This is a genomic window from Nocardia sp. PLKS1-43 (assembly GCF_059510335.1).
In genome coordinates, this window is sequence record NZ_JCAJZQ010000003.1 from 558743 (window position 1) to 573029 (window position 14287).

Annotated in this window: 10 protein-coding genes; 4 read left to right on the forward strand and 6 right to left on the reverse strand. The window is 67.1% G+C overall.

Annotated elements, in window-relative coordinates; genetic code table 11:
• Positions 1-966: 966 nt before the first annotated feature.
• The 4 genes from AC5WS7_RS14360 to AC5WS7_RS14375 all read left to right on the forward strand — a co-directional run bounded on the left by AC5WS7_RS14360 (position 967) and on the right by AC5WS7_RS14375 (position 4592).
• Positions 967-1116, forward strand: a complete 150-nt coding sequence (locus AC5WS7_RS14360; RefSeq protein ID WP_495954957.1) for a hypothetical protein — start codon at positions 967-969, stop codon at positions 1114-1116.
• Positions 1117-1604: 488 nt separating this feature from the next.
• Complete coding sequence (locus AC5WS7_RS14365; protein WP_495954958.1) at positions 1605-2606, forward strand: ParA family protein; 1002 nt, start codon at positions 1605-1607, stop codon at positions 2604-2606.
• Between the two features lie 4 nt (positions 2607-2610).
• Positions 2611-3630, forward strand: a complete 1020-nt coding sequence (locus AC5WS7_RS14370) for a ParB/RepB/Spo0J family partition protein (RefSeq protein WP_495954959.1) — start codon at positions 2611-2613, stop codon at positions 3628-3630.
• 206 nt (positions 3631-3836) lie between these two features.
• Entirely contained in the window at positions 3837-4592 is a 756-nt protein-coding gene (locus tag AC5WS7_RS14375; RefSeq protein WP_495955180.1) for a GNAT family N-acetyltransferase, read from the forward strand.
• Positions 4593-5017: 425 nt separating this feature from the next.
• Here AC5WS7_RS14375 and AC5WS7_RS14380 read toward each other — a convergent pair whose 3' ends face one another.
• The 6 genes from AC5WS7_RS14380 to AC5WS7_RS14405 form a co-directional block, all read right to left on the reverse strand.
• Positions 5018-6217 carry an N-acetylmuramoyl-L-alanine amidase gene (locus tag AC5WS7_RS14380; RefSeq protein WP_495954960.1) on the reverse strand — a complete coding sequence of 400 codons (1200 nt, stop codon included), beginning with the start codon at positions 6215-6217 and terminating at the stop codon, positions 5018-5020.
• 300 nt (positions 6218-6517) lie between these two features.
• Complete coding sequence (gene trxA, locus AC5WS7_RS14385; RefSeq protein ID WP_495954961.1) at positions 6518-6844, reverse strand: thioredoxin; 327 nt, start codon at positions 6842-6844, stop codon at positions 6518-6520.
• Positions 6845-6869: 25 nt separating this feature from the next.
• Positions 6870-7856 carry a thioredoxin-disulfide reductase gene (trxB, locus tag AC5WS7_RS14390; RefSeq protein WP_495954962.1) on the reverse strand — a complete coding sequence of 329 codons (987 nt, stop codon included), beginning with the start codon at positions 7854-7856 and terminating at the stop codon, positions 6870-6872.
• Positions 7857-7989: 133 nt separating this feature from the next.
• Entirely contained in the window at positions 7990-8943 is a 954-nt protein-coding gene (locus tag AC5WS7_RS14395; protein ID WP_495954963.1) for an RsmA family anti-sigma factor, read from the reverse strand.
• Between the two features lie 108 nt (positions 8944-9051).
• The gene (sigM, locus tag AC5WS7_RS14400) at positions 9052-9582 is read right to left on the reverse strand and encodes an RNA polymerase sigma factor SigM (protein WP_495955181.1); all 531 of its coding nucleotides are present in this window, start codon (positions 9580-9582) and stop codon (positions 9052-9054) included.
• Between the two features lie 265 nt (positions 9583-9847).
• The gene (locus tag AC5WS7_RS14405; RefSeq protein WP_495955182.1) at positions 9848-13567 is read right to left on the reverse strand and encodes a murein biosynthesis integral membrane protein MurJ; all 3720 of its coding nucleotides are present in this window, start codon (positions 13565-13567) and stop codon (positions 9848-9850) included.
• Between the last annotated feature and the right edge of the window lie 720 nt (positions 13568-14287).

Here is a 14287-nt window from a genome sequence, read left to right on the forward strand (position 1 = left end):
GGCTCACGAGGGGCAAGGCATAGAGGGCAACCGTGCCCGCGGGAAGACCGAGCCCATGGGACGCCGACCCTGCGGCGAGATAAGGACGGTGGAGAGATTGGGCCTGCGAGAAAGTTGCCACTGGGATGAAGCCGGGCGGGACGGCAGGCCAGCGATGAGACCGGGACTGCGAAGAGGTTCGGCGCTGGGGAGTCCGGCTCGCGAGGAGGCCCAAAGGAGACCAGGCCGAAAGGGAATCAGGCTGCGAGGAGGCTAGCCCGCGCAGCGACCAGGACCCCAAATGCACAGGGTCTATGTGACACAGGCCTACGACACCCGGCCTACAGGCAGACGGCCCTACGCGGTATCGGATCCACGGGGCACCGGGCCTACGGGAACGCCGGGCCTACAGGGACACCGGGCCTACAGGGACACCGGGCCTACAGGGACACCGGGCCTACAGGGACACCGGGCCCACAGGGACACCGGGCCCACAGGGACACCGGGCCCACGGGGACACCGCGCCCACGGGGAGAGCGGCCTACGGGGACACCAGACCTATGGGACACCAGACCTATGGGGATATCGGGCCCACGGGGAGAGCGGGCCTACGGGGACACCAGACCTATGGGACACCAGACCTATGGGGATATCGGGCCCACGGGGAGAGCGGGCCTACGGGGACACCAGACCTACGAGGACATCGGGCCGACAGGGACACCAGACCCAGAGTGGCACCAGACCCACGGGACCCGGGACTGCGGCGGAAGTAGTTTGCGCAGGGCGGAACGCATCTGCCGATCCAAATCTGACCCACACGGATACCAGACCACTCGGACGCCGGTCTCCCAGACACCGGACCTGCAGGGACACACAGGCGTACGAAAACACCGGACGCCTCGAGAAGCGCGGACTCGCAAGAGGGCCGCTGGTCCGCGAGAAGGCCGGACTGCGATAGCGATGACAGGGTCGGCAGGCGGACTGAGTGTGGTTGACGGACAGGTGGTTCAGGTGGTCCTGGGACAGTCCGCGGGCGGACAGGTCGGGGCGGACAGCTGGCCGCTGACGCGGAATTCGGTCCGCGCGGTGAGCGGACTGGTGATTCTGCCGGACAGGGGCTGTGGCGGACACGTCTGATGGTCTGGCGGATCACGTGTCCGCCGGCCGGTGGATCAGTGTTGTTGGCTGACAGATGAAACCACTCCCCTCGCCGGTGGCGTCGGAAGCGCGCAGAGGTCCAACGGTGGGGTGCGGTTGAGCGTCGGAATCTGCGCCTCAGGGCGGCGTGGTTTCATGTGAAACATCGCGGACCGTGTGCGCCGGGGGTCGAGTTGCGCAGAGGAATTGTCCGATTTTCAGCGTGTCGGAGAAGGATTGCCGCGGTTCAACTTCCGTATTGCCTCCGGTACTGGCAAGCTAAGTGGCGTTGAGTGTGAGCGCATTCTCTCGGTGCCCGGCAGCTCGCCGGATGGCTATCGGTCTCGCAACAAGGCGGCGCTCCGCCTACTCGAGCCGCGTGGCGCCGAAGCCACGCCGGCACGTGTCTGAAGTTCTCGGGGTTAGGAGCCTGTATGTCGAACGGTCCGGCAAAAGTTTCACGGGAAACAACCTCGCGGGTCCCCGGAATGCTGGAAGGCAATGCCTTCGACACGGAGGACTTCAGTCGCACGCCCTTCGGAAGTATCTCCACCGCGGACACGCCGATCGCGGCGGAGGCACAACGTGCGAGTCAGGTCCTGCACCCTGGTTCGATGAACATTCCGAAGCCGCGCGAGCAACGCATCATCACCATCGCCAATCAGAAGGGCGGCGTCGGTAAAACCACCACGGCGGTCAACCTCGCCGCCGCTCTCGCAGTGCAGGGGATGACGGTTCTCGTCATCGATCTCGATCCGCAGGGCAATGCCAGCACCGCCCTCGGGGTCGATCATCATTCCGGCATTCCGTCCAGCTACGAACTCCTCATCGGAGAGATTCCGGTCCAGGATGCGATCCAGCAGAGTCCACACAACGAGCGCCTGCTGTGCATTCCGGCCACGATCGACCTGGCCGGCGCCGAGATCGAACTCGTTTCCATGGTTGCCCGGGAGGGCCGTCTCAAGACGGCGATCCAGGAGGCGAATCTGGCCGGTTACGAGATCGACTACGTGATGATCGACTGCCCGCCCTCGCTCGGCCTGCTGACGGTCAACGCCCTGGTGGCCGCGAAAGAGGTCCTGATCCCGATCCAGTGCGAGTACTACGCCCTGGAAGGGGTGGGACAGCTGCTGCGCAATATCGGCCTGGTTCAGTCCCATCTCAATCCCGAACTGCACGTCTCGACCGTGGTCCTCACAATGTATGACGGCCGTACCAAATTGGCCGATCAGGTCGCGGAGGAGGTCCGCGGGCACTTCGGTGATGTGGTGCTGCGATCGGTCATTCCACGCAGTGTGAAGGTCTCGGAGGCGCCGGGCTACGGTATGACGGTTCTCGATTACGACCCCGGTTCTCGTGGTGCCATGAGCTACCTGGATGCGGGTCGGGAGATGGCGGCTCGCGCCGTTGGTGCGACCTATGCGCCGGGTCTGGTGGCGGCCACACCGGTTGCCGAGGATGGCGATGTGAATGAGGAAAGGGGCCGATAAGCCGATGAGTCAGGCGAAGAAGGGTGGATTAGGGCGCGGGCTGGCTGCGCTCATCCCGACCGGTCCCGCCGAGGTACAGGGACTCGGGAGTGCCGCGGCGAACGCCGTCATCGGTCTCGATCCGATCGGACCACATCCTGCGGAGGCTTATCTGCACCGGGTCCCCGATCCGGCTGCCGACTCCGATGCCGGGGCCGTCTATCGCGAGATTCCGGCCGAAGAGATTCAGCCCAATCCGAAGCAGCCGCGTCAGGTCTTCGAACAGGATGCACTCGACGAGCTGATCCACTCGATCCGCGAATTCGGCCTGATGCAGCCGATCGTGGTGCGCGCACTGAGCGAGCCGGCCAAGACCGAGTCGGGCTCCCCCGCTCGCTATCAGATCGTCATGGGTGAGCGTCGTTGGCGAGCCTGCCAGGACGCCGGGCTGGCAACGATTCCGGCGATCGTCCGGGAAACCTCCGACGATGCCATGCTGCGTGACGCGTTGTTGGAGAACATCCACCGCGTACAGCTCAATCCTCTGGAAGAAGCGGCAGCCTATCAGCAGCTGCTCGAGGAATTCGACGTCACCCACGAGGAATTGGCGAATCGGATCGGCCGATCCCGACCGGTCGTCACGAATATGATCCGTCTGCTCAAGCTGCCGATCCCGGTGCAGCGGCGGGTTGCGGCCGGAGTTCTGTCGGCAGGGCACGCCCGCGCCTTGCTGGGTCTGGACGCGGGCGCCGAGGCGCAGGAGAAGTTGGCGGAACGGATCGTCGCGGAAGGGCTTTCGGTTCGTGTCACCGAAGAGGCGGTGACGCTGGCGAACCGGTATCCGGAACAGGAGCGCAAGCCCGCCCCCGAACGCAAGCCCGTCTACGCCCCCGGCCTGGATCGTCTGGCCGAGCGCTTGGCCGATTCGTTCGATACCCGTGTCACTGTGAGCATGGGTAAGAAGAAGGGCAAGATCACCGTCGAGTTCGGTGACCTCGCCGATCTCGAACGCATCGTGACATTGATGGAAAAGCAACAGCAGTAGTCCTGGCACCGTAAAAGTACGGGCGAAAGTCCATGAGCACCCGATGACTATTGCCATTGCGCCGAAACGTCACTGTGACGGCGTATGCCATCGAGCGCGGCGACGGAAATGAGGCGGTTCGTGTTGATCGCTTATTCTTGCTGGCGAGTAGATATTGATGCCACGTGAGTGTGGACGAATCCGATAGCTGGAGGCTGAGCAGAGCGGTGTCGACCAGCGTGACCGCACTGACCCTCGGCGGACTCGACAAACTCCCGGCACACGCACGCCGATGTGTGTTCTGGGAAATCGACCCCGCCGTGGCCGAAGACTCTCGCGAATTCAGCGATCCGGTCTTCGAGAAGGAAGCATGGCTGTCCACGGTCATGCTCGAATGGGGTTCGTGCGGACAGGTCGCGCTCGTCGACGGTCAGCCCGCCGGATGCGCGCTGTACTCACCGCCGAGCGTGGTGCCGCGGGCGGGCCTGTTCCCCACTTCGCCGGTGAGCCCGGATGCGGTCCTGCTGACCACGCTGCGCGCCGAATTCCCTTACCAGGACACCGGAGTGGCCCACCGGCTCATGCAGGCCGTGGTGGCCGATCTGATGCGCCGAGGCGTGCGCGCGATCGAGGCGTTCGGTATTCGGAAGGATCCGGCCGCCACGGTACTGCCCAGTCGCTCGATCAGTTCGATGCTGCTGATGGAACGGATCGACACTCCCGCGACCGGAATCCCCTCGGCAGGAACGCCCTCGGCCTCCCGGGCCAACGGCGCCTGCTCCCCCGAGGGCTGCATGATCGACGCCGAATTCCTGGAGGATGTCGGATTCTCGGTCATCGCCCCGCACCAGCGCTTCCCGCGCCTGCGTCTCGAACTCGACAGCGACCACCTCTGGAAAGAGGATGTCGAGCGCGCACTCGATCAACTTCTGGCCGCAGCGGCGGCGGCGACCCCGGCCCCCACCCGAGTCGGCTGCCGATAGTAAAGCCCCGGACGCTTACGGCCACAAGCTCATACGTGTCCGGGGAGTCATGCGGGAGCATACCCATACCGCCAGCCACGTAGGTCCTGCAGCCGCGCGATGAATCCATCCATAGGACATTGGCGAATCAGGGAAGGTCGGAAGTATCGGTTTTCCCAGGGCCTCCCCCTCAGGCAGCAATGGATCAGGCGAACACACCGGCGAGTTGCGCGCATGCCCCGACGGGAAGACGTGTCGAACCGATGCCACGCGACGTTCAGTGGCACCGACTGAGCCGACGTCCGCGCGACGCCCGATTTCGTGAGGACATCGGTGACTACATGGCGACGCTCAGAAACACTTCGTTGCCGAAACGCCGACCCAACACAAGTGCCGCTTCGCATCCGACGACACGCTGTTGTCCAGGAAGAGGGGCCAGGCCGTCTTTATGTGGAATCAGCCGCGGCCAACTCCTCGGCGAGAAGTTCGGCGAAAGTGTAGGTCCCGGTGGGCTGATCGTCCTGACCGAGCAGGTACAGGCGCTTGACGGAGATGAGGATGGCCTCGGCGATCACGTCGCGCATCCGCGGATTGGTCAGGACCGACGCGTCGTAATCGTTGGTGAGGTAGCCGATGTCGACCTGAACGGTCGGCATCTTGGTGAGGCGCAGCAGATCCCAGGTGCGTGAGTGGGTGCGGCAGTCCTGCAGCGATGTGCGAGCGACGATTTCGCGCTGGATGAAGCCGGCCAGCACCTGGCCGATCATCGATACCGAACCGTGCGAATTGCCGAAGTGGAAGCTGGCCACACCGCTGGCCAGGGAGCTGGGATTGGTCGCGCAACGCAACGAGATCATCAGATCCGCGTCGAAAGTGTTGGAGATCTCGGCACGTTCGGCGTCGGTCGGATTCGCGCCCCACGGCCGGGACAGGAACGTCTCCATACCGGTCGCGGCCATCCGACCCTCGAGTCGACTTGCGAGGTCCCAGAGGATCTCCGACTCGTAGACGTCACCGAATTCGGTGGGCACGGTGACACCCTTGTCGGGACCGCCCATCCCCGGGTCGATGACGATCCGCTTACCGGTCAGCTGGGGGCCGGCGCGGTGCACGACCTCCTCCTCCGCGATCCGGTGCGGATTACCGCCGGTGACGCGGGCGCCCAGCAGATCCAGCGAGCGCAGCGTGTCCGGACCGCAGATACCATCGGCCGCAAGGCCGATCTCGCGTTGGAACGCGGTCAGCGCATCATGCGTCTGCGGGCCGAAATAGCCGTCGACACGATGCACGTAGAAGCCCAGATCCTGCAGGCGACGCTGCAGTGTGGCCACATCGTCGCCGTACAGCGGGGCGGAGAGTTGATAGATGAGGGTGCGTGCGCCGAGACGGTAGGACGCCTCCTTGAGCGCGCGGTAGGTGGCCGGACCCACGACTCCGTCGACCAGCAGACCGCGATGCTGCTGGAAGGCGCGCACAGCGGAATCGAGATCGTGGTCGAAGACGCCGTCCGTCTCTTTCCAGAATTCGCCATGGCCGTCGGAACGGTCCGCTCCGTGCGGATGCATATGCAGGAAACCGAGACTTGCGAGGGTGCTCCGAACCTCTGTTACGGCTGGACCTGTATCGCCGTGACGAAGTCGGTGCATGCGTGAGAGCCCTTTCCTTCCGCCAACCCGGGTACCCATTTCTGGGACCGTCCACTCCCGAAGCTCTTTCGAGGGTGTGCCAGGGCGCGATCCCCGCGGGGCACACGTCCGGAACGTCGGTCGATTGTCTCAGACCCGGACCGAATTTCTACAATTCTGGCGAGTGCAGAGATCCTACCCCGGAGGTGGCGCGTCTTTGCGTAACCACGGAGTCTCGCTGGCCGTGCGAACAATACACACCACCAGCGGACGGCGACGAAATCCTAACCCGCGCCGCCGCCGCTGTGAGGCGAATGATTGTCAGATGACGCCGTCGAGTTCGCGCAGCAGCGCGGCCTTACCCTTGGCGCCGACGATCCGCTTGATCTCCTTACCCTCGGAGAACAGGATCATCGTGGGCAGCGACATGATTCCGTAGTCCCGCGAAGTGGTCGGGTTGGCGTCGGCGTCGACCTTGGCGATGGTCAGCTTGTCGCCGTGCGCCGCCGCGATCTCCTCCAGCACCGGGGCGACCATCTTGCACGGGCCGCACCAGTCCGCCCAGAAATCGACCAGAACGGGCTTGCTGCTGCCGAGCACGTCCTGAGCGAAGGTGGCGTCGACGACGGTCTTCGTGGAATCGGACATCGTGATGAACTCCTCGAGCGGTGAATCAGTTGGCGGAGACTTCGACCGGCTGGTCGGCGTTGTCGAGCGTGTTGCTGGTGATATCGCCCTGTTCGGCGAGCCAGCGCTCGGCGTCGATCGCCGCGCGGCAGCCGGTGCCGGCCGCGGTGATGGCCTGGCGGTAGGTGTGGTCGACCAGGTCGCCCGCGGCGAACACACCGGGCAGCGAGGTAGCGGTGTTCGGGTCGTTGACCAGCACATAGCCTTCGGGGTCGAGATCGACCTGGCCGCGGACCAGTTCGCTGCGCGGGTCGTGGCCGATCGCGACGAACAGACCGGTCGCGGGCAACTCGGACGTCTCACCGGTGCGCGTGTCGCGCAGGGTCAGGCTGGTGACGCTGTTCTCGCCGTGCACCTGCGTGACCTCGGAGTTCAGTACGAAGCGGATCTTCTCGTTCGCGCGGGCGCGTTCGAGCATGATGCGCGAGGCGCGGAACTCCTCGCGACGGTGCACGATCGTGACGCTGGAGGCGAATTTCGTGAGGAATGTCGCCTCTTCCATGGCCGAGTCGCCGCCGCCGACCACGACGATGTCCTGACCCTTGAAGAAAAATCCGTCACAGGTGGCGCAGGCGCTCACGCCGCGGCCGAGCAACTGCTGCTCGCCCGGAACGCCGAGGTAGCGCGCCGCCGAGCCCATGGCCAGGATGACCGCGTAGGCCTCGTGGATCTCGCCGCCCACGGTGACCTTCTTGATCGGGCCGGCCAGATCAAGCGCCTCGACGTCCTCGGTGCGGATGTCGGCGCCGAAACGCTTGGCCTGCTCGCGCATCTCATCCATCAGGTCCGGACCCATGATGCCCTCGCGGAAGCCGGGGAAGTTCTCCACCTCGGTCGTCGTCATCAGCGCGCCGCCGAACTGGGTGCCCTCGAACAGCAACGGCTCGAGTTCGGCGCGTGCGGCGTAGACGGCGGCGGTGTAGCCGGCGGGGCCGGAGCCGACGATGATCAGGTCGCGTACTCGAGTGCTCATGAGGCCCTTCCGAGAAGAAAGTTTCAACAGGCGTGTCGGTCAACAACAGGGTAAACGCTGTTGTTCCCGCCCCCGAACGGCCAGCGCACGGAGTGTGAGCCGGACCGCACCGCGCGGTTTCGGCCGAAACCGCTCAGCCGATGTCCTGAGTCACCAGCACGTGCGGGTTGCCCGGGCCGCAGTCCCTGCCGACGATGAGCGCGGTGATCTTCGGCGAATTCGGACCGGTGAGCAGTATCAATACCGCGGACTGACCGTGATAGGTGGCATTCGTCGCGCCGAGTATCGACCGGTTCAGACCGGCCGCGGTGACGCAGCCGACCAGGGCGGCGTGATCGGCGAGCGGACCGCTCAGATCCTGGCGGCCCATGGCGCCGAGCAGTTGGGAGACCGGGAGATCGTCGGAGATATCGACGTTGTCCCCGGACTGCTGGGTGGGCAGTGCGGACGGTGGGTTCTGTTGACTCCGCAGGGAATCCACCGTGATCAGGGATCCGGCCACGATGACGACGGCGGCGGCCGCCGCGGCGAGCCAGCGCCGGCGCGGCCGGTCGGCGCGGAGCGGAATCGGATCGCTGACGACGGGCTCGAGGCCGAAGGGGGCGGTGTCGTCGGCTGCCGGATGCTCGGCGTCCAGGACGGGCAGGGGGTGCGTTCTCGGCGGCCCCTGCGACGAGTGGGACACGGGTAGGCGGTGCACGGTGGCGACATGGTCGGCCGGGTCGGGATCCGGGCCGGGCGCCTCGGCCGAACCGCAGGACAGCTGATCGAGCAGTGCGTCCAGGCGCGCGGTGACCTGGGTGGGCATCGGATGCAGAATCGCGGGGTCCTGGCCCAGGTTCCGTAATTCGGTGGTGACGTCGTCGAGTGAGCGCAGGAATCGCAGGGCTTCCGGATCGTGCCGGACCTGAGGCCAGAGCTCGTCGGAAAGATCGGGGGCGACGTTGTCGGCGTGCAGATCGGCCAGCAAATCGGTGGAGAAGGGAGGTCGCGGAGCTGAGCGGGCCGCCATCGAACCTCCTGGATCATCCGAACCGCTCACCCCGGCTCGGCGCCGATGCTCGGCGGCTTCGCCCTTGTCATCCATCGCCTCTCCGGGGTGGGCCGTGTGATATGTGGTACTCGCCGCGCCGTCACCGACGGAGCCTGCCAGTATGACGGAATTTTGCCCGTCACTAGTAATGACGCATCTCGACTACATCCGGTTCCCAGGATTCCGCAGGAATTCCAACTCCTGTTGGAGTCGCTTGCGGCCGCGTGCGCACCGGCTCTTGATCGTCCCCTCGGCGACGCCCAGCAACTGCGCCGCTTCCGCCACGGTATACCCTTCCATATCGATCACGACCAGGGCCGCCCGCTGATCGTCGGGCAGTCGCATCAGTGCGCTGTCGACCAGCATCGATACCTCGAGCCGGGCGATGTCGTCGCGTTCCACGACGGGTTCGGCGACGCTCTCGTCCGACAGCGACACGCTGTAGCGGGACTTGTTGCGCCGCATCCGATCCAGGCAGGCGTTGACCACGATCCGATGCAGCCAGCTGCGCACTTCCGCATCACCCCGGAACCGTGCGGCATTGCGGTGCGCGGACCACAGGGCATCCTGCAGCGAATCGGCCGCATCCTCCTGGATCCGGCAGGTGCGCAGGGCCAATTGCCACAGGTGGTTGTAGTGGCGGCGGAACAGTACGCCGAAGGCGTCACGATCGCCCGCGACATGGGCGTCCAAGAGTTCGACATCGGTGGCCGTGTCGGGATCGAACGGGCGCCTGCCTACAGCGGACGCCTCCGACGTCCCCCCGCTGGATCGCCCGATCGCTTCAAACGGCAACACATACCCCTCGGTACAGCGCTCTCGACGGCAGGATGCCCTGTCTCGGACATCCGCCCATACCGCTCGTCCGGGACCGTCACGTCAGATCCCGGGAAGCTCCCCTGCTGAGAGCGCGCTGAGAATCATATCGGCAGGTTCGAAGGGCAGGCAACCAGAGCGATCAGCGAGCGGCTTCGTAGCGGATATCGGCGATCTGGGACTGGTACTGGTTGCCCGAGTGGGCCAGCGAGGTGATCCAGATGAGTACGTAGCCGACCGGTTGATCGCTGCGCACGGGGATGCTGGTCGTGCCGTTGCCGAGCGTGACCTGGCCGATCAGCTGGGTCTGATCGAGCGTGGGCGAGGCGGTCGGCGAGGTGCGGACCTCGACGACCGTGCCCGCGCTCGGCGAATTGATGTTCACCTTGGTCAGCTTGCTGGGGCTGCCCAGGGTGGTCAGGATGCCGACGCCCTTCTTGAGCGAGGGGAACTGCTGGAAGTATTGGTCGGTGCGCCAGGTCGTGGTCGGATTGCCGTCCAGCACCGCCGAGACGTGGCTCGGGTCGTCTGGGGTGCCCTCGGGCGAGAACACCGTGGCCGCGGTGAGCGGCACCGGCACCTCGGCACCGGCGGGAGCGCTGCTCGCCGGTGCCGAGGTGGCCGCGTTGGCGGGAGCCGGTGCCACCGCGGCCGTGGTCAGGCCCAGCTTGCGCTGGTCGTCCAGGGGTGCGTTGGAAGTAGGCGGTGCGAAGACGCTCAGCAGCCACCAGATGATCACGCCGACCACCAGCGCGGCGAGCACACCCAGCCCGACCAGGATCCACATCATCCGCTGCGAGCGTTCCTTCTCCGCGGCGAGCAGTTCCGGATCGGCCAGTGATTCGTCGGGCAGCGCCTGTGCCCGCTGACCGAGCCGCAGTACCGGGATGAAATCGGTCTTCTGATCCACCACCGAGGCCTGCTCGAGCACGTGCTGAACCGTCGCCGCGGTACGCACCCCCTTGTTCGACTCCAGCGAGCGCACCGCCACCGCGGAAATCTCGAACGGGGTTTCCGGGCGGATCTGCCGCGGCTCTACGGGCGAGCCGTCCGGACCGGAGTCGGCCAGCCGCAGCCCGCCCACGGTGGCGGCCGTACCGCTCACCCCACCGGCGCGGATCGGCCACCGTGCGGTGATCAGCGCGTACAGCATCGCGCCGAGACCGCGGACGTCGGACTGCGCGTCGGAGTCGGCGAGCGTGCCGGGGAAGGCCAGTACCGCATCGCCGGACGCGCTGATCCGCACCCGATCCGGATGATCGATGGACAGCGAACCGCCGCCGCGATGGGCCAGTTCCGCCGCCGCCGCCAGGGCGCGGACCGCACGTGCCGCGCCGATCGGCGAGGGCGTGGTCTCGGCCATCTCGCGCAACGACCGACCGGGAGTCCACTCGGCCACCACGATGCCGCCCGAGCTGCCGCGCACCACGTCCAGGACGCGGGCCAGGCCCGGAGAGTTGATCCGGCCGAGTCGCAAGGTGCGGGACAGGATGGCCTGCGGGCCGTCGTGCCCGGAGTTGTCGGCGGCCTTCTGATCGGCGTCCACGAAGGTCAGCGCGACCTCGCGGTCCAGTTTGACGTCCAAGGCCTGCCAGAACCGCAGACCGCGGGCACCGCCGCAGTCGGCCAGCAGCCGGTAGCGGCCGCCGGCCACCGAGGCGCCCGGGATCAGCTTCGGACCGCGCTGCGACCGCTTGGCCGGCGATTCGACGCGCATCGGCGGCATCTCGGGGGAGCCCACCGGCAGCATGCCGGTGTCGTAGGTCGGATCGTGTGGCGGTTCGTCTCGCGCATGCCCGTCGTCCGCGGAGCCGGCAGCAGTCTCGCTGAAGTTCTGCGCCTCGGCCGATTCCGCCCGCTCACCCGGATCATCCGGGGGAACCTCACCGGGCACGACGTCCTCGGTGCGCACCGCGCTCGCTGCGGTGGCATCGGCTTGCGCGGCAGGGACGCCGCCCGCCGCATCGTCGCTCACCCTCGTTCCTCCTTCGCCCTGGTGTGTCGAAGTCCCATATGCCGACGACCCACCCGGCCCATCGTCGACCCGGCCGAGCCCGGAGGGCGCGGGAGATGCGGTATTCACATCTCCGCGATCGCCGGGACCGGCATTTGCGTTTCTCTGCCGAACAGGGTACGGGAACTCACCCCCGCCGGTACGGTCAACCGCATCTGGCCGGATGACCGGTAGGACCATGGTCTGCGCATCGGTATAGGGGTCGTACCGGTAGTAGTACGGCTGTGCGAGTTCGGGCCTCGGCAGCAGGGTGGTCTCGTGCTCGTCGCCCGCGGGACCGTCGAAATCGAGGTCGGGCGCGGGCGGAGTGAAGCCGAGCTTGCGAGAGATCGCCACCGTGATGGCGACGATTTCCGGAATGCCGACCAGACGCATCAACCCGAAGGCGACGCCGAACATAACGATTCCATCGATCCCGACCCGGATCAGTGCGCCGATGCCGTGATGCAGCCGCGGCAGGCCGAGAAGTTGGTCGATGATCAGGGTGACCGCCGCGCCGGCGACCGAGGCGAGCACCACGCGGGTCACCGTTCGCCCGACGTTCGACATCCGTAGATCGCCCAGGCTCTGATGCAGCAGCCAGCCGCCGATCACCGCGCCCGTGAGGAAGCCGAGCCCGGTGGCCATGCTCAGCGCCAACACGACGTGCTCCGGGGAGACGACGAACGGCGCGATCACGCACACCAGGATCTTCACCGCGGTGATGCCCAGGATGATCCACGTCGGGGTCCACGCCTGCTCACGGGCATAGAAGACGCGCAGATGGATCAGCACCAGCGCGTACGGGATCAGGGTGAACGCGGACCAGCTGACCGCCTCGCCGAGCCGATGCGCGTTGTCGTGACCGAAATGGCCGTAGCCGTACAGCACCTCGCCGACCTGCGGACCGGCCACGGTCAGGAACAGCACGACCGGGACCAGGGCGATCATGGTCAAACGGGTCGCCGCGCCGAGGTCGTCGACCACCGCGGGCGTGTCGTCGTCGGCGGCATTGCGGCTGAGCCGGGGCATGATCGCGGTCAGCACGGTGACGCCCAAGACGCCGTAGGGCAGCTGCAACAGCAACCACGCCTGGTTGACGATCGCCGGGCCGGCCACATCCCAGTGCGAGGAGACGCGGGTGGCGAAGACGAATCCGGCCTGGCTGATCAACACGTACAGCACGACGGCGGCGGCCATGCCGCCGAACTGCTTGAGCCGGGCGTCCATCCCCCACAGCGGCCGCAGATCGATACCGGTTCGGCGGATCGCCGGGACCATGCTCGCGACCTGGACGAAGACGCCGAAGGTGATACCGCAGCCGAGCAGCAGCAGCTTGGGCTGGCCCATCCGGACCGGGTCCAGCGAGATCTCGCCGGGCAACAGCACGTACAGGCCCAGCACCAGCAACGTCGTGACGTTGTTCAGCACCGGGGCCCAGGCGCCCGGTTTGAAGATCTCGTGGGTGTTGAGCACCGCCATCAACAGCGAGGACATGCCGTAGAACAGCACGGCCGGGATCAGCAGATAGGCCAGCGCGGTGGTCAGCCCGGTACTGACCTTGCCGTCATGGGTGAGGAACAGGTATCTGGTCAGCATCGGGGCCAGCGCGGTGCACACCACCGCCGCACCGCCGAGCAGCACCGCGGCCGTGGTGAACAGTCGCCGGATGAACGCCGCGCCCTGATCGGGATCCTCTTTCTGCGCGCGCACCAGGGTCGGCACCACGAACGCGGTCAGCACGGCGCCCAGGACCAGCTGCTCGATCATCGTCGGGATCTGGCTGGAGACGGTGTACGCGCTGGCGACCGCCGGGCCGAGCGCCATCAGCACCATGGCCTGCTTGCCGAACCCGGTGATGCGGCTCATCAGCGTGGCGATGGCGATCGAACCGCTGGCACTGAGCAGTCGCGAATTCGCGCTCGCGGGTTTGGCCGCGGTCTGCTGTGCGGTCGCGGTGGTCCCGGACCGCTCGCCGCGGGCCGGCACCCGTTGCGGTCCCGGCCGCGAGTCCGCCGCCGGGCGGCGCCTGGGCCGCTGTCCGGGCGCGGACTCGGGACCGGAGGCGGTCCGGCGGCCCTGCGGTCCGGATTGGGAGCGCGGTCCCCTGCCCTCGGATCCGCCGGGCGGCGTCTGCCGGATCGGTCCGCTCGCCGGTGCGGGCGGCCTGCCCTGCGGCGGGACCCGCCGACGCGCGCCGGCGGGCGGCTGCTGATCGGGTCCGATCGGGCCGGACGGGGGCGGCTCCTGTGCTGTCCGGCGGACCGGTCCGCCCCGTCCGCGGCGCATGGCCCCGGTCGGCGGCCTGGCGTCGCCGGTCCGGCGGTCCGGCGGCACCTGCCGGGTGGACCCGGTGGCCGGGCGTTGGTCCGGTCCGGCCTTGCGAGTCCGGCGGGCGGGCTCGTCCGGGGGCAGCTGGTCGGGGCCGCCCGGAGGCACCCGCCGCATGGTTCCGCTCGGCGGGCGTTGGTCCGGTCCGCCGCGGCGGGTTCGCCGGGGGGTCTCCTCGGCGGGCGCCGGGTCGGATACGCCCGGAGGCACCCGGCGCATGGTTCCGCTCGGCGGCCGCTGCTCGGGCGTCCCCCGGCG